Consider the following 15,440-nt stretch of genomic DNA (forward strand, 5'->3'; position numbering starts at 1 on the left):
GGTTACCGACGGGGGCCTTCATGGGCAGGGATGTACAATCACAAGAATTTGGTGTGCGCGGATATGGCGGCATTTTGGCTATGGTGCTTGAACATAGGCCCCTGTCTGAGATCCTCCACGCCCTGACCGCGCTGATAGAGTCTCAGACCAGCGGTACTGTGGCCTCTGTCCTGCTACTCAGTGAAGACGGCAGTCGGTTGCTCACCGGCGCCGCGCCCGGGCTGCCGGAAGAATTCAATCGGATTGTCCATGGCGCTGAAATCGGCCTCGGCGTCGGCTCTTGTGGCAGTGCCGCCTTTTTGGGTGAAAGGGTGGTGGTAAGTGATATCGCCACCCACGAATACTGGCAGCCTTATAACAGCTTACCTTTGGCGGCCGGGCTTAAATCCTGCTGGTCAGAACCAATCAAAGACAGCCACGGCAAGGTGATTGGCACCTTCGCGCTGTATCATGACACTATCAAGTCGCCCACAACCGGCGAGCTGACGTTTATCGCCGAGGGCGGTAAGCTGGCAGCCCTTGCCATTGAACGCAGTCGCGATCAGCGATATCAGCAATTGGTGGCGCGGATCTTCAATAAAATGCCTATGGCACTCGCCATTACCGATGATAAGTGGCAGCTGCTGTATAAAAATCCTCCGTTTAAAAACTGGTTTAATCCCACGTTACAGGCTTTCGAGCCTGAAAAAATGTTTGATGCATGCTCGGCTGAGATGCTTTGTCAGTTAGCGCAGCAATTGCAAAATGGCAACAGTTTCAGTGGGGAGTTCACTCTTGGGGGGAATGACGTTCAGGAAAGGCGCGTGGAAGTCCTGGTGACGCCAATTGCCGATCCCCAGGGTGATGGCGCCATGTACGGTTGGTTGATGAGTGACATCACTGAAAGACAAAAGGCGGCCAAACTGATTGAGTATCAAGCAAATTATGATTCGCTTACCGGTCTTGCCAACCGTTTTTTGCTATCGTCCTCCATGGCCAGTGCCTGTGCTCAAAGCCAGCCATTTTGGTTGTTTGTCATGGATTTAGACCGCTTCAAATATATCAACGACAGCTTTGGTCACCATGTGGGGGATGAACTTTTACGCATGGCTGCCAATCGGCTGCAGTCGTTATTGCCTGATAATGCCCGGTTATCGGCCCTGTTATCCCGGGTCGGAGGAGATGAGTTTGCCCTGTTTTTGACTGCCGATGGAGCTGAACCTGATGCGCTGGCCAAGCAGTTGGTGATATCCATGTCGCACCCCTTTGATATTGAAGGCAGGCGCCTGCACAGTGGCATCAGTCTGGGAATTGCACGATATCCCGACGATGGTCTCACTCCCGATAACTTGTTTCAGGCGGCGGATCAGGCGATGTACTGTGCCAAGAGTGCAGGTCGCAGTACCTGGCGTCACTTCGCCCCCCAGATGCGGGAAAGCGCTGCAAGAACGGCGACCTTAACATCGGCGCTGAAGGAAGCCATAGCCGCTGATGAGCTGACCTTGGTGTATCAGCCCATAGTGGATATTAGCAGCCAGCGAATTATTGCGGCCGAAGCTTTGCTGCGCTGGCGGTATGAAGGGGAAGATATCTCGCCCGTCGAATTTATTCCCTTGGCCGAGAGCGCCGGGCTAATTCCGGCCATTGGAGAGCTGGTTCGTCACCGAGCCCTGAAGCTCATAGATACGCTTTGCCGGGCCAATACACCGATTAAACTGTCGGTGAATGTATCGAGTTTTGAGCTCTGGTCAGATGCTCAGCAAGCCTGCTTTCTGGGCTCACTGCTTAAGCACAGCATAGAGTCAACGCATCTCTCCTGGCTTATCCTTGAAATTACCGAGTCGCTGCTGCTTGAAACCAATTCGGGTCTTATCAAGACCCTCGAACAGCTTCGGCAACAGGGGATTTGGATTGCTATCGATGACTTTGGCACCGGCTATTCGTCGCTGGCGTATCTGATGAGTTTTCCGATGGATTGCATCAAGCTTGATAAGTCATTTATGGCGACCGTGGGCCAGCCCGGCAAAGGCGAGGCACTTACTGAGGCCATTATCAAAATGAGCCACGCCATGGACTTGTGTGTGGTGGCAGAAGGGGTGGAACACCCACAGCAGCTTGAATTTTTGTGCCGCCATCAGGTGTTAAAGGCTCAGGGCTTTTTACTGCATCGCCCCATGGATGAAGCGGCGCTGATGGCGCTGCTCCGCGCCCAAAACTAAGCCGCGACTATTCCCCCGGCGCTGCTATTCTCCCTGCGCCGTTATTCCCCCTGCAAGGTGGCGATAATACGCCGCTCTGCGCCACTGTTACGGTGCTCGCCAAGGTAAATACCCTGCCAGGTGCCAAGTGCCAGTCGTCCTTTGCTGATGGGCAGGATAAGACTGGTCCCCAGCAAACTGGATTTCAGGTGTGCCGGCATATCGTCAGGGCCTTCGTAGTCGTGGCGATACCAGGGCTCATTTTCCCTTACTGTCCGATTGAAGAAGCTTTCAAAATCCTGCCTTACCGTGGGGTCGGCATTTTCGTTCAGGCTGAGCGAGGCAGAGGTATGCAGTAGCTGCAAATGCAGTAATCCCACGGTTACATCGGCAAGCTCTGGCAATTGAGCGATTATTTCCTCTGTGACCAAATGAAACCCGCGGCGCTTTGGGCCAAGGCTGAAGCTTTTTTGAAACCACATTAGGCATCTCCCATTTTTGAACCCGCAGTGTATGAAAGCCCTCTGAGTCATGCAAGCGCTGCCTTGGGAAGCGCTTTGGGGTAGAATAGACACATTGCAAGATTGAGGAGAGTCCCATGGCCAGAGCCTGTGCCAGACATATTTTGGTCAAAACCCGCGAAGAAGCAGAAAAACTGAAAGCCCGTATCGACAAGGGAGAAGACTTTGGCAAACTGGCCAAGCAGTATTCCCTTTGCCCCTCCAAGCGCCGCAGCGGCGATCTGGGTGAGTTTGGTCCGGGGCAGATGGTTAAAGCCTTTGACGATGTGGTGTTTAAAAAGCCGATACTGGAAGTCCATGGCCCGGTTAAAACCCGTTTTGGTTTCCATCTTATCCAAACCATCTACCGCAACTGAACTTGGCTAACACCCTCGAGGATCCCGATTATTACCTCAGGCACTTCAGACTTTTGCTAAGTGGCCTCGGACGCTATCGGGATCTTTTGTCCGAAGACGAGCTTAAACTCCTGAATTGCGCTGACACCCTGTCAGAAGGTGCGCTCAGACTCCTTGTACGGCTACTGAGTCGTCGCGGTGATTATTTTCGTATCAGTAAGCTGAGTTACCCAGACATTCCTGACTTGGCCCAGGCCTGTCATGAGCTTAAGCAGCACGGATTCGTCACCCTTGGGGCCTTACCCGGGCAGGATATTCTTCCATCCCTTATTACCCGTGATGAGCTTGCTGCGGCCATTTCGAAGCTCCTGAGTGTCGGTATAGAAAAGGGGGCGGATTCAAGGGCGAACGCTGAACAATCTCGTGGCTCACGACCTCAAAAAACTGCAACCAAACAGCAGCTTATTGCCTTTGCTGATGATGCCGTCCACGGGGATGGAACGGGGCTTTGGCCAGGTATAGCGGCGCAATTCACAGAGGATGTCCTAAGGCTCGATGTTGCTTCTGCCCATGACACCTTAAGGCTTTTGTATTTTGGCAATGCCTGGCAGCAATCGGACGAGTTTGTTGTCACCGAACTCGGTTATCGCCGCTACGAAAACTATGGGCTGGATGAGGCCAACCGACGATTTGATAGTCGCCATGAAGTCGAACTCGCCTTGCTGTGTGCTGATGTTGCCAGAGCGTTGGAAGACACAAGACATCTTCCCCTGGCTGTACTGGAAGACTTGGTTGAGCTGCTCAAAACCCAGCTTTCTTCATCTTTAAGCCATGGATTTCCACCTGAACCAAAGGCTGAGTTTGTCAGCGATACCGGCAGGCAAGGGCGCAAACTACGTCATCTGCTAAGCCGGATCGCCAGAGAATATGAACGCAGGGACTTAACCGAGCAGGCTTTGGGACTGTATCAAGGCCTGGAACTCGTGCCTGCCCGTGAGCGGCGGGTGCGCTGTCTGGAAGCCCTTGGCCGATACCAAGAAGCCTTTGACGGGGCGATGACACTCTTTGAATCGCCGCTGGCCGATGAGGAGTACCATGCCAGCCTGCGTATGTTGCCAAGACTCGCCAAAAAAGCAGGTTTATCATGGCGCAACACTGCCCCCTTGAAGCTGTGTGAACTCAAACTGGAGTTGGCCGAGGAGGTTGGGCCTGAGTATGCCGTTATCAAACACTTTGAGGCTCAGGGTATAGCGGGTTGGCACCTGGAAAACAGCTTCAGCTGTGGCCTCTTTGGGCTGGCACTGTGGGATATCCTGTTTGCGCCGGTAAAAGGGGCTTTTGATCATCCGTTTCAAACTGCGCCATCGGACATGTATCAGCCGGAGTTCAGTACGCGGCGTCAGGCCATGCTTGATGAGCGCATGCTTGCGCTTAATCAGGGGGATATCTCCATGCTTAGCCGTCATTTTCACAGTAAGCACGGCATTGCCAATGACTGGGTGAATTGGACGCTGTGGAGCGAAACCCTTTTTGCCTCTTTGCTGCCTCATCTCACAGGCCCTTTTGTAGCGTCGCTGGTGGAGAGATTATTGCCGGATCTTCGTGCCAGACGCAGCGGCTTTCCGGATTTGGTGTTGATTCGGGATGGGCAGCTTGCCTTTGTCGAAGTGAAAGGACCCGGCGATCGCCTCGCCGATCATCAAAAGGATTGGCTGAGCTGGCTTGGCAGGAAAGAGATGGTGAGTGAGGTTTTGTGGGTGACATGGCGAACGGGAGATGCGACTGATGGCATTGGAGAAACACTTCCTTAATCCACCTTGCGAAAGGCTTCGTGGCGCAGCAGGACTACCGCTTATGCATTATCTGTTTCCCATACCCGTATCCATGTCTTCCATAGCGGTTTCTGTGTTGGTCACAGTGTCTTTTAAGGATATGTGTTCGCCGTCAAAAGCCTCTTCGAATATACACACCCGGTCTCTTCCTGAACGCTTGGCGCGATAGAGGGCAGCATCTGCCCGGGCAAACCAGGGCTGCTGATGTTCGCCCGTGTGCCGCTGGGCAATACCGATGGAGCAGGTAATGGTGCTGCCGGGCACCGCATCGACACAGCGCAGCGCCGCCTGAAACCGGGCCGCGGTTGTCTTGGCAAGATTGAGCGCAGCCTCATTATGAGCAGAGGGTTCGGCCGGGTTAAACAGCACCAGAAACTCTTCCCCACCAAAACGGTAAGCGGTCGCCACATCCGGCATGAGGGCATCCAATAGCTTTCCCAACGAAGTCAGCACCTTATCGCCCGTTTGATGACCATGTACGTCATTGATCCTTTTAAAGTGGTCTACATCCAGCAGCATGAGTACGGCGGGCGTTGCCGGGGCGATGGCAGCCAGATCCAACTCCAGCTTGCTTCGATTAAACAACCCCGTAAGGGGATCGCGCTGGGCAATTTGCACCAAAGAGTCGTGCTGCTTTGCAAGGATAAAGGCGAATACCGCACCAAAAATGATGCAATTCACCGACGCCACCCCGAAGCGGGCTATCACATCGCTGGCCTCCACCTGCGCGCCGCAGATGAGGCAAAGGGCGGTAAATAGACTCGAGAGCATCAGTGCAGCGCGGATATTAAACAGAAAAAAATAAATGAAGATGGCAGGGAAGATAAAAATCATCCCGGCGTAGCCAATTTCAAGGCAGGTGGCTGCGATACCAATGGACACCAATAGCAGGGTGATCATGCGATTCACCGGGCTTGACTGACCACGGAGTTCTTTAACAAACGACAGGGTGAGCGGGATGAGTGACAGGCTGTAAATAAACACCATGGGCCAGTGACCAAGGGATAGGCGGTAGGCGCAGTAAAGCACCAGGGTCGCCATGGCCACGAGATGAAACAGCAGCGCTGCACGTTTGGGAACCTGCCAGACCAGTTGCACCTTGAGTTACCCGAATGACGTCTTGATTCGGGATACTATACAAAAGCGTTACCTAAATTGCTTCTGATTTTCCTGATTCTGCAGAGTATTACGCTGAAGGATGTGAGTATTTCAGCGATATGCCCTGCCTCCTAGTAAGGGGGTAGTGAAAATAGGGCGGCCGAACGACGAAACGCATCGAATGTCGCCCCATAAAGCAGATACACTTACCCGCACACATTATTGGATGGCGGAGCCATTGGATTCTGGGCTGTCGGTATTTGTACTGGCTGTGTCTGTGAGCTCAAGCTGCAACAGCAACATATCCTCACCGCCGGTTACCCGGGTGAAGGGACTCTGACACTCTGGACACAGCACCCTGTGGCCATCGGCCTCGCCCTGATAACCGCATTCATTGCAATCGAGCCTCAGGGGCTCAATTTCCATGTCCAGAGTGGCGTTGGCGCAGCGTCCATCCAACTTAAAGGTATCAAAAGCGGTGGCCAGCAGGGCAGGCTCGACACCACTCAAGGCACCAATGCGAATGCTGACCCGACTGATACCATTAGCCCCGACGCTGCGGGCATGTTGCTCGCAGCTGTCGAGCAGCGCCTGGACGATGGAAAATTCATGCATCAGCAAATCCTTGGCAGTAATTCACCGGCTGGCAGGTCGAGGTATCTGTTACTGCCCCATGGGGTGTGAAGTATCACACGCCCGGCAGGGCTCTCACCTACGCGGCCTATGATGGCTGCATTCTCACAATGGCCAAAACGCTTGAGCACTTCCAGTGCGCCTTCAGCCTGCCCGGCTGGCAACGCCATGACGAAGGTGCCTTCGTTGGCGAGATCTGTGGCCTCAAAGCCGTAGAGTTCACACAGGCCCTTCACCTCATCGCTCACAGGGACGGCAGCCTCATCGACTTCTATCATCACATCAGAGGCCGCGGCCCACTCATTAAGTACGGCGGAAAGACCGCCCCGGGTGGCGTCGCGCATGGCGTGGATATCGAAAGGATGCACCAAAAGCTGCTCAACCGCGCCCCACAGGGTGGCGCAGTCGCTCACAAGGCCGGATTCCAGCTCCAGTCCTTCCCGGGCCATCAGGATGGCCGCGCCGTGGCGTCCTATGTCACCGGACACCAGAATCGCATCACCGGGTACCAGGTGTTTGGCTGACAAGCCCGGTTTCACAATACGGCCCACCCCTGTGGTGTTTAAAAAAAGTCCATCGGCACAGCCTTTGGGAACCACCTTGGTGTCGCCGCAGACGATTTTGGCGCCGCACTTTTTCAGCTCGCTGGCCATGGAAGCCACTATGGTTTCGAGGGAGGCCATGGGGAAGCCTTCTTCGATGATGACCCCAAGGCTTAAATATTGGGGCTCGGCGCCCATCATGGCCAAGTCATTGACCGTACCGGCAATGGCCAGCTTGCCTATGTCACCCCCGGCAAAAAACAGTGGTGATACGGTGAAGGAGTCTGTGGTAAAGGCGGTGGGGCCCTGCAGGTTCAGAAGCGCGGCATCTTCTTCATTTCTGAGGATGCAATTATCAAAGGCCTTGAAAAACAGGTTACGAATGAGCTTATTCATTTCCAGGCCGCCGCCACCGTGGGCGAGCTGAATACTGTTAGTCGACATGCTGGACTCCATGGTAGCGGTAATAGGCATTGCAGGCGCCTTCGGAGCTGACCATGCAACTGCCAAGGGGCGTTTGGGGGGTGCAGCCACGGCCAAAGACTTTGCAGTCCATGGGGTTGGCAAGACCACGCAGAATGTCTCCACACTGGCAGGCCTTGTGATCGTCGATTTCCGCTACGGGTAAACGACCGCCAAAATGGATTTCGGCATCCCTGTGGGCATACTTGTCTTTGAGTTTCAGGGCGGACTGAGGAATGGGCCCCAATCCACGCCAGCGGAAGCTGTCACGCACTTCAAAGTATTCATCCACCAGCGCCTGGGCTGTCAGGTTACCTTCTTCAGACACTGCGCGGCTGTACTGCACCTCAACCACGGATTCGGCGTGATTTTTAAGCTCCACCAATCGCAAAATGGACTCCATCACATCCACGGGTTCAAAACCGCTGACCACCACAGGGGTATGGTGCACTTCTGCCGCCCGGCGATAGATTTTGGCGCCACTTATCACGCTCACATGGGCAGGGCCGATAAAGGCATTCACCTTGGTGGCAGGCTCGGCCATCACCGCATCGATGGCGGGCGGCACCAGCACATGATTGATATGAAACAGCAGGTTGGGCAGGGCGGCGCGCTCGGATTGCTGCAGCAGCACTGCAGTCATGGGAGTGGAGGTCTCAAAGCCAATGGCAAAAAACACCACTGTCTTGTCGGGATTGTCTCTGGCGATGGCAAGCGCATCCAGGGGATCGTACAGGGGGCGAACATCGGCGCCACTGGCCCTGGCCTGTGCCAGGCTGCCTTTTGAGCCGGGAACTCTAATCATGTCGCCGAGCGTCAGCAGTATCACGTCATCCATTTTTGCCAGGGCAATGGCCTGATCGATACGTTCTTTGGGCATCACACACACGGGGCAGCCGGGACCATGGATAAATTTCACATTGTCCGGTATGAGCCCCAGCAGACCGTACTTCATGATGGTGTGGGTATGGCCACCACACACCTCCATGATGTACAGGGGCTCAGAGAGATTTATGGCCGCGCTGCTTATCCGGGCGGCCAGTGCCCGAATGGTCCCTGCATCACGAAAGCCTTCGTAAAGGGACTTTAACTTCAGCGATGAATCAGGTTCATTGATAGCTTGATTGGGCATGGCTTTCTGCCTCCAGCTTTTCTGCGATTTCGCGATACAGCTTAAGGCTTTCCAGTGCATCTTCTTTGTCAATTTTATTCATTGCAAAGCCGATGTGGATCAACACGTAGTCACCGATTTGGATTTCGTCGCTGAGCAAATGGCGACTGACTTTTCGCCGAACCCCCAGGGTATCGACGGTAATGGCCTGCTCATCGTCATGCAAGGCTACTACTTCAGAAGGGACAGAAAGGCACATAGCTCAGTTTCCCCCGACATCGGCATGATAACGGGCGCTGTGATCCTGCTTGAGCCAGGCTGCGAGCCTGTCCATGCCACGACCATCCTTGATGGACAATTCAATCACTTCGCACTGGGGATTGAGCGCCCTCAGGCTCTCTTTGGCACTCTCCATACTGAAATCAAAGTAAGGAGTGAGATCGGACTTGGTAATTAGCACCAGATCCGCCCGGCGGAACATCACCGGGTATTTGGCAATTTTATCGTCACCCTCCGGCACGGATAAGAGCACAATATTGCGATGGGTTCCCACATCATAGCTCGCAGGGCACACCAGATTGCCCACGTTTTCGATAAAGGCAATGCTGCCTTCATCCAGGGTAAGGCGGTGCAGGGCACCATGGACCATAAAGGCATCCAGATGGCAGGCGCTGCCGGTTTGAATTTGCACTGCCTGGATACCTTTCGCCAGCAGGCGATCGGCATCTTTTGAGGTTTCCAGATCCCCCTCAATCACGCCGTAGGTGAGTCCCAGATATTCATGCAAGCATTCCAGCAAGGTCGTTTTGCCGCTGCCGGGACTGCTCATCAGGTTATAGGCACTTATCTGACGGGCTTCGAAGTGGCTGCGGTTGTGGGTCGCTTCCACATCATTCTTATCCAGAATCTTATGGATAACCGACAGTGTTTTGGCGTCGTTCAGTTGGGGATTGGTGGTGAGCTCATGGTGTTCATGAGCGTGTTGATGGGTGTCTTGCATCCCGAATCGCGGTAATGAGCAGCCACAGTCCTGGCACATGTAGGGAGTCTCCTTGGGCTATTTGGCACAATTCTGATACAGCTGATTAACGAAAGATTTGATATGGGTCAGCATTTGGGAATGACGGGACAATCTGGCGCACTTATTGGCCAAAACTGTGAACTGCGTACCAAAGTTGGCCAAGGGCGATACCGCCATCGTTTACCGGGACCTGACCCCAAGGCAGAAGCTTAAGCCCTTGCTGTGAAAGCTTCTTGGCAGTGGCATTGGCGAGAGTACGGCTTTGGAATACGCCGCCACTCAGTGCCACGGGTAGATTGGGATAATGACGGGCTTTCTCGGCGATGGCATCGGCGATGGCATTGATAAAGGCCTTAGCCAGGCATTCAGGTGAGGTATCGAGTGTGTCCATTTGCTCCAACATGGACACCAGCAGCGCTGCGCCGTCCCATTGGCCGCCTTTTTCTTCCAGCACCAGGGTGGGGATGGGGCCGGTTGCCCGGGCTGCAAAGGCTTCCAGTAACATGCCAGCCTGGCCTTCAAACTCGACTCGTTGACAAATACCCAGCAAGGCTGCCGCCGCATCAAAGAGGCGTCCCATGGATGAGCTCTGCAAGGTGCCGGGACGATTGATGACTTTGAGGTGATTGTTCAGCATGGGCTGACTCAAATGGGCAAAGCAAGGCAGTCCCTGAAGCTGTGACACAGGCAGACGACCTAAGAGCAGACTCAAGAGCACCCGCCAGGGTTCGCTGCTGGCTTTGTCGCCGCCGGGCAGGGCAAAGGGCCTGAGTCCACCGAGGCGCTCGAAATGGGTTGCGCTGCACAGCAGCACTTCGCCGCCCCACAGGCTCATATCATCACCGAGGCCGGTGCCATCAAAGCTGAATCCCAGCACAGGCTCGCTGCGGGAGTTGGCCGCCATGACCGACAATATGTGGGCAAAGTGGTGCTGAACTGTGAGGAGTTCAATGCTGCGTTCACTGTTTTGTGCATAACGTCGGGCAAAACGACTTGGGGCATAATCCGGGTGATGATCAGCTACCACGCAGCCGGGATCTACCTGATAGAGGCGCTTAAAACTCTCCAGAGTTCGAATAAAGTAATCTTCGGCCTCAATACTGAAGAGATCGCCTATATGGGGGCTTAAAAAGAGGTTATGGCCAAGGCCAAAGCCCAGGGTGTTTTTTTGCTGAGGCCCAACGGCCATCAGATGGGATTGGCTGGGTTTGGGGCTGAGCATTGCCAGCGGCGCATATCCCCTGGCGAGACGGATAACCTGCAGCTGTCCGGCACACCATTGGACCACGCTGTCGTCACAGCCGGATACTATGGGGCGATCGTGGTTGAGAATATAGTCCACTACGCCTGCGAGTTTTTGGTGAATATCCGCAGCATCTATGATGATGGGCTCACCACTGCGGTTGGCGCTGGTGGCAACCAGCGGGCGGTCAACGCTGTCCAGCAGCAAGGCATGCAGCGGCGTGTAGGGTAAAAAAAGCCCTATGCGGTCGATGCCGGGCGCCACGGAAGCGGCAAGCTCACTGCACGGAACAGGAGCTTGGGAGCTGCCGGGCCGGGCTGAGGTTTTTTTTAAGATGACGATGGGGCGTTCCCGGGAGCACAGCAATTGCCATTCTTCTTCTGCGCCATCGGCAAGGTGTTTGGCCGCGGCAAGGTCTTTGACCATCACGGCGAGGGGCTTTGCCGGACGCACCTTACGTGCCCGCAGGCTGCTCACGGCCTCCTCGTTGGTGGCATCACACACCAGATGAAAGCCGCCAAGACCCTTGATGGCGAAGATGGCGCCCTGTTTTAACAATCGCGCGCACTCATCCAGACAGAATTCAGCATTGCTGCTGATAAGGCTGCCGTCCGGCCCGGTGAGGCTGAGTTGTGGCCCGCAATTTGGGCAACTGACCGGCTGGGCGTGGTAGCGCCTGTCCAGCGGGTTTTTATATTCGGCCTCGCACTCCGGGCACATGGCAAAGTGCGCCATGGAGGTATGCTTTCTGTCGTAGGGCAAGGCTTTTATCAGGGTGTAGCGGGGGCCGCAGTTGGTGCAGTTGGTAAAGGGATAGCGATAGTGCCTGTCGTTGGGGTTGCGGATATCCGCCAGGCAGTCCGGACACATGCTTTTATCCGGGGATACAACGACCTGAGCTTCACCGCCTGCCTGGCTTTCTTCAATGACAAAGCGGGTTTCGTCAAGGTCAGGGCCGTCATCGGCTATCAGGGTGAAACCGTCTATCCGCGCCAGTGGCGGCGGGTCACTTCGCAGCGTTTCAATAAAGTCATCGACCTTGTACTGCGGGCCAGTCAATCGGATAAAGACGCCTTCAGCATCGTTGCGGATACTGCCGCCAAGCCCGAGCTCATGGGCCAGGCGAAACACGTGGGGCCGAAAACCAACCCCCTGAACTATACCTGTGATGTGAAGGCTTATCTTTACACTCATGGGTTACTGTATTGCCTTGTTTTTCTATGTCAGTCTTTAACCGAATGCGCTTCCCGGCCAAGGGCGCCAAAGCGCCTTGGGGTTTCAGTATAGAGGCTGCCAAGGGCAAAAATACTGCCATCCAAATCCAGCTCCGGTGCAGTAAGCAAGGGGAAGTTTTTCCCAAGCCTTAACCAGATACGTTTGGCAAGCACAGGATTGGCAAGCTCACTGCCACTGAGATAAACCTGCTTTACCCCCACATTCAAGTCCAGATGTTCAATCCAATTGGCCAGATAGTCGGCAAGGGAGTCCATCATGGCAAACGCCAGCTTGGGCGCATCGGTATCACCTGCGAGGCGGAAGCTCATCAGGGTTCCAAGGGTTTTGCACCAATTGAAGGAGCGAACGGCCTCACCCCGGATCAGCGGATAATCGATGCGGGGCGCGCTTTGACCACGAAACTTTTGTGCTTCGGCCACCAGGGCATCGGCAAGGTATTCCACCGAGGGCTTTTCTTTATTGAGCCCCAGACCCAGTATGCAGGCGCCCAATGCCCAGATCCCCTGCAAGTTACCGCGCTCGGCGGTGGGGGACAGGATAAGGTCAAGCATGCACAGGCATTCCTGGGGAAAGAGGCTCTTGAATTTTTCCAGCACCTGGCGCTGTGGGCTTTCCATGAGCAGGCGGTAAATCTCGTAGCCATTTTCCGGCAGCGGCGTTTGGGTAAAGAAGATTTCCTCTTTTCCGTTACCGTCAACAGTGGCAATTTCCAGTGCGCCTTTCCCCCCCAGATACAAACTGGCGTGATGGGCGAGGCGCTTGTCAGTGGCTTGCAGCTGACCTCGCAAGGCGAGTAGAGCAGGTGACTTCACACTGGCAAAACCCGTGGGAGTCAGGCGAATTGTGCCCTTATGGGTATGGGCCTGATAACCGGCAGCGCTGGCCTGATTGTGCAACGGCGGATGGTGCAGCGGCGGGTTGGACAGTCGCAGGGTTCGAGCCCCAGACTCGCTGATAACCTGCCAGCGCCCATCCACGGCGCAGATATCCGTGGCATTGTCTTTATTCACATAGAGCCACTCTATGCCTTTAACCCGCAAAAGCTCACACAGCAGCAGTTCCACTCGACTCTGTGCAAACCTGACTCTGTAACTTGGGGCTTTAAGGCGTGGATGCTCACTGGTGGGCAGTAGCCGTAATCGGGGCTTTTCGATGCTGGACAGTGCCAGAACGTCGGCATCGGAAACCGCCAAATGGCTGCTCAGGGTATTGGGATTGGTGAATAACAAACTGCTGGCGGCGGTATAGCCCGACAGCTGATAGGTTTTGCCATCAAGGGCCAGGCTGCCATCGGCTATCAGGCTGGCGGCAAGCTGTTTGAGTTCATCCAGTGTTGGTGCGCCCGCTGGCAGTTGCTGCTCTCCGTGGCAATGGGGACAGCTTAATGTAACCAAGCCAAACTCCGGGCTTTGGTTGTCGCCGAGTCTTGGAAAACAGTGGCCACAAAATGGCAGACTGTATTCGTAGTCAGCGTCGTCACATCGCGCTTCATTCCCCACTGAATCGGACTCAGACAGCGAGTCAATGTCTTCTTGTGTTAAGGCCTTCACCTTTGCGTCCAGCAAAAAGCATGACAGGGGAAACTTGGCGGCAAGTTCATCGGCAAAGGCTTCGAGGTGGGACTGCTGGCCGCTTGCCAACAACTGATAACACCAGTGGTCAGCCTCACCTTGGCCGGGCGTTGACTCTGGCTCCCTGATCTGTGCGCGAAGCTCAACATGGGGCGCCCCCTGGTTTACCAGAGCAACCAGAGTTTGATGATAGAAGGGCACGGCCCGGGATGTGACAAATTCAAAACTAATGGTTTTCATCCACTGGTACCTCGCGGGTGATCCCGTCCTGGTAAAAACTGGTAATGGGTTTATCGGCAATACGGTCAGACTGAAACCCCAATTGCTTCAGGTGGTTTAACAGCGCCTGCTCCATCACAGGAATGGCGCTGCCAAGTGCCTCAGTAAGCCCCAGGTGCATGGGCTCCAGCACGGTAGGGGTGACACCCAGCACAAAGGTTTTTGGCCTGTCACCCAGCATCTCCATCATGGTGAGGGTTTGCAGCATTTCGACTTCGTGGGCGCTGCCTTGCCAGTCAATTTCAGCGGGCGCTGCATCAAAATCAAAGAAATACACTTCGCCGGGCAGTACCCCGGGGGCGTTGACCGTATCACACACAATCAGATGGTCGTATTTGGCAATGATGGGAGTCAGGCCCTGGGCCAGAGTGCCACCATCGAGAATATCAAGGGAGTGTAGCGGATGGGTAAAACGATAATTTTCAGATATATAATTGACAAAGTGTACGCCTACGCCTTCGTCGGCGAAGAGTATATTGCCAATGCCGAGTAGCAGGACTTTCATCCTTTGTCCTCCAATTGCCTCGCAACGAGGGCAGCGCCGAAATCGTTACCAAGGCGCCGGGTAATAGTCGGGATAGCAATGCCTGCGGGGTGTAAGTAGCGCCATACCACCGGTTTCCCTTGTGGTATGGCGCACTGTCATCATTACGCGGATTAATGCTTGTGGTAGTCATATCCGGAGACGATGGAGTCTACCGAGTTGTGCTTAAAGCGAATGCCAGTCCACACAGCCATGTAAACGTGGATTACCACGAATACAATAAATACCCAGGTAAAGTAATGATGCCACAGCCGCACTTCGGCAAGGCCACCCATCCAGGCGGTCAGGGTGCTCACCATGCCCCAGAGCATGCCACCCATGCCTTCATGATAAACATTGGCATACAGTATCAGCCCTGTGACACAGATTGCGCCGGCAATCACCGAAATCGCAAAGTAGGTCACAAATTGCAGTGGCCCATACACACCTGCTTTGTTCAGCTTACCCATCCAGAGGTAGGACTTAAGTTGGGTAATCCAGCTGTTGATGCTGAGGACGTCGCGGATGGATCGCCGCTCGATATCGTGCTTACTGAAAAAGAACAGATACGCACGGGCGAGCGTCACGGCGCACAGCATAAAGCCGAACACCAGATGACCGAACCGCACCCAGCCCTGAACCAACACATCGCTGGAGTCGGGCGCGACCAAAAATGGCCAGGCGAGATAGAAACCTGTAATAACCAGGACCAGAATCGCCAGTGCCCTCAGCCAGTGGAAGAGTCGGATAGCGGCAGTGAAGATAAACTCCCGCTGGTACTCTCCGGTATGCACCTCGTGCTTTGCGTCATGCTTGCCGCCCGCAGGCGGCGTATTAACTTGGGTGTTCATACTGC

At 54.7% G+C, this 15,440-nt stretch carries 14 protein-coding genes; 3 read left to right on the forward strand and 11 right to left on the reverse strand.

Annotation, left to right across the window (positions count from 1 at the left end; all coding sequences use genetic code 11):
* Positions 1-20: 20 nt before the first annotated feature.
* Positions 21-2,198, forward strand: a complete 2,178-nt coding sequence (locus tag K0H79_RS08590; RefSeq protein WP_220077958.1) for an EAL domain-containing protein — start codon at positions 21-23, stop codon at positions 2,196-2,198.
* A gap of 41 nt (positions 2,199-2,239) precedes the next feature.
* On the opposite strand, the gene K0H79_RS08595 is transcribed toward K0H79_RS08590, so the two are convergent.
* Positions 2,240-2,659, reverse strand: a complete 420-nt coding sequence (locus tag K0H79_RS08595; RefSeq protein WP_220077959.1) for a secondary thiamine-phosphate synthase enzyme YjbQ — start codon at positions 2,657-2,659, stop codon at positions 2,240-2,242.
* A gap of 116 nt (positions 2,660-2,775) precedes the next feature.
* Here K0H79_RS08595 and K0H79_RS08600 point away from each other — a divergent pair, with 116 nt between their 5' ends.
* Positions 2,776-3,054, forward strand: a complete 279-nt coding sequence (locus K0H79_RS08600) for a peptidylprolyl isomerase (protein ID WP_011759780.1) — start codon at positions 2,776-2,778, stop codon at positions 3,052-3,054.
* Positions 3,055-3,056: 2 nt separating this feature from the next.
* On the forward strand, positions 3,057-4,844 hold the full coding sequence (locus K0H79_RS08605) for a VRR-NUC domain-containing protein (RefSeq protein ID WP_220077960.1): 1,788 nt from the start codon (positions 3,057-3,059) through the stop codon (positions 4,842-4,844).
* Positions 4,845-4,892: 48 nt separating this feature from the next.
* On the opposite strand, the gene K0H79_RS08610 is transcribed toward K0H79_RS08605, so the two are convergent.
* The 10 genes from K0H79_RS08610 to cybH form a co-directional block, all read right to left on the reverse strand.
* Positions 4,893-5,963: a GGDEF domain-containing protein gene (locus K0H79_RS08610; protein WP_220077961.1), complete on the reverse strand. Its 1,071-nt coding sequence runs from the start codon at positions 5,961-5,963 to the stop codon at positions 4,893-4,895.
* Positions 5,964-6,182: 219 nt separating this feature from the next.
* Positions 6,183-6,578: a hydrogenase maturation nickel metallochaperone HypA gene (locus K0H79_RS08615; RefSeq protein WP_220077962.1), complete on the reverse strand. Its 396-nt coding sequence runs from the start codon at positions 6,576-6,578 to the stop codon at positions 6,183-6,185.
* Positions 6,578-7,582, reverse strand: a complete 1,005-nt coding sequence (hypE, locus tag K0H79_RS08620) for a hydrogenase expression/formation protein HypE (protein ID WP_258405504.1) — start codon at positions 7,580-7,582, stop codon at positions 6,578-6,580. The genes K0H79_RS08615 and hypE overlap by 1 nt, the downstream gene beginning before the upstream one ends.
* Positions 7,572-8,732 (reverse strand): hydrogenase formation protein HypD, encoded by a 1,161-nt coding sequence (hypD, locus tag K0H79_RS08625; RefSeq protein WP_220077963.1) that lies wholly within the window; start codon positions 8,730-8,732, stop codon positions 7,572-7,574. The genes hypE and hypD overlap by 11 nt, the downstream gene beginning before the upstream one ends.
* Positions 8,710-8,970, reverse strand: coding sequence for a HypC/HybG/HupF family hydrogenase formation chaperone (locus tag K0H79_RS08630; protein WP_220067647.1), 261 nt, complete (start codon positions 8,968-8,970; stop codon positions 8,710-8,712). Before K0H79_RS08630 ends, hypD begins: the two co-directional genes overlap by 23 nt.
* A 3-nt stretch (positions 8,971-8,973) precedes the next feature.
* Positions 8,974-9,750 (reverse strand): hydrogenase nickel incorporation protein HypB, encoded by a 777-nt coding sequence (hypB, locus tag K0H79_RS08635; RefSeq protein WP_220077964.1) that lies wholly within the window; start codon positions 9,748-9,750, stop codon positions 8,974-8,976.
* 103 nt (positions 9,751-9,853) lie between these two features.
* The gene (gene hypF, locus K0H79_RS08640) at positions 9,854-12,169 is read right to left on the reverse strand and encodes a carbamoyltransferase HypF (RefSeq protein ID WP_220077965.1); all 2,316 of its coding nucleotides are present in this window, start codon (positions 12,167-12,169) and stop codon (positions 9,854-9,856) included.
* 29 nt (positions 12,170-12,198) lie between these two features.
* Complete coding sequence (locus K0H79_RS08645) at positions 12,199-14,022, reverse strand: NiFe hydrogenase (RefSeq protein ID WP_220077966.1); 1,824 nt, start codon at positions 14,020-14,022, stop codon at positions 12,199-12,201.
* On the reverse strand, positions 14,009-14,566 hold the full coding sequence (locus K0H79_RS08650) for a HyaD/HybD family hydrogenase maturation endopeptidase (protein ID WP_220077967.1): 558 nt from the start codon (positions 14,564-14,566) through the stop codon (positions 14,009-14,011). Before K0H79_RS08650 ends, K0H79_RS08645 begins: the two co-directional genes overlap by 14 nt.
* A gap of 152 nt (positions 14,567-14,718) precedes the next feature.
* A complete protein-coding gene (gene cybH, locus K0H79_RS08655) occupies positions 14,719-15,435 on the reverse strand; it encodes a Ni/Fe-hydrogenase, b-type cytochrome subunit (RefSeq protein WP_258405505.1) in 717 nt (238 codons plus the stop codon).
* Positions 15,436-15,440 lie beyond the last annotated feature (5 nt).

Source organism: Shewanella sp. FJAT-52076, from assembly GCF_019457455.1.
Lineage (GTDB): Bacteria > Pseudomonadota > Gammaproteobacteria > Enterobacterales > Shewanellaceae > Shewanella > Shewanella zhangzhouensis.

Excerpts from the sequence above, each read along its gene's own strand:
- cybH (WP_258405505.1), bottom strand. The coding sequence starts at position 15,435 with ATGAACACCCAAGTTAATACGCCGCCTGCGGGCGGCAAGCATGACGCA.
- hypB (WP_220077964.1), bottom strand. The coding sequence starts at position 9,750 with ATGTGCCAGGACTGTGGCTGCTCATTACCGCGATTCGGGATGCAAGAC.
- hypE (WP_258405504.1), bottom strand. The coding sequence starts at position 7,582 with ATGTCGACTAACAGTATTCAGCTCGCCCACGGTGGCGGCGGCCTGGAA.
- K0H79_RS08600 (WP_011759780.1), top strand. The coding sequence starts at position 2,776 with ATGGCCAGAGCCTGTGCCAGACATATTTTGGTCAAAACCCGCGAAGAA.
- K0H79_RS08650 (WP_220077967.1), bottom strand. The coding sequence starts at position 14,566 with ATGAAAGTCCTGCTACTCGGCATTGGCAATATACTCTTCGCCGACGAA.
- K0H79_RS08645 (WP_220077966.1), bottom strand. The coding sequence starts at position 14,022 with ATGAAAACCATTAGTTTTGAATTTGTCACATCCCGGGCCGTGCCCTTC.
- hypD (WP_220077963.1), bottom strand. The coding sequence starts at position 8,732 with ATGCCCAATCAAGCTATCAATGAACCTGATTCATCGCTGAAGTTAAAG.
- K0H79_RS08630 (WP_220067647.1), bottom strand. The coding sequence starts at position 8,970 with ATGTGCCTTTCTGTCCCTTCTGAAGTAGTAGCCTTGCATGACGATGAG.
- hypF (WP_220077965.1), bottom strand. The coding sequence starts at position 12,169 with ATGAGTGTAAAGATAAGCCTTCACATCACAGGTATAGTTCAGGGGGTT.
- K0H79_RS08615 (WP_220077962.1), bottom strand. The coding sequence starts at position 6,578 with ATGCATGAATTTTCCATCGTCCAGGCGCTGCTCGACAGCTGCGAGCAA.
- K0H79_RS08590 (WP_220077958.1), top strand. The coding sequence starts at position 21 with ATGGGCAGGGATGTACAATCACAAGAATTTGGTGTGCGCGGATATGGC.
- K0H79_RS08595 (WP_220077959.1), bottom strand. The coding sequence starts at position 2,659 with ATGTGGTTTCAAAAAAGCTTCAGCCTTGGCCCAAAGCGCCGCGGGTTT.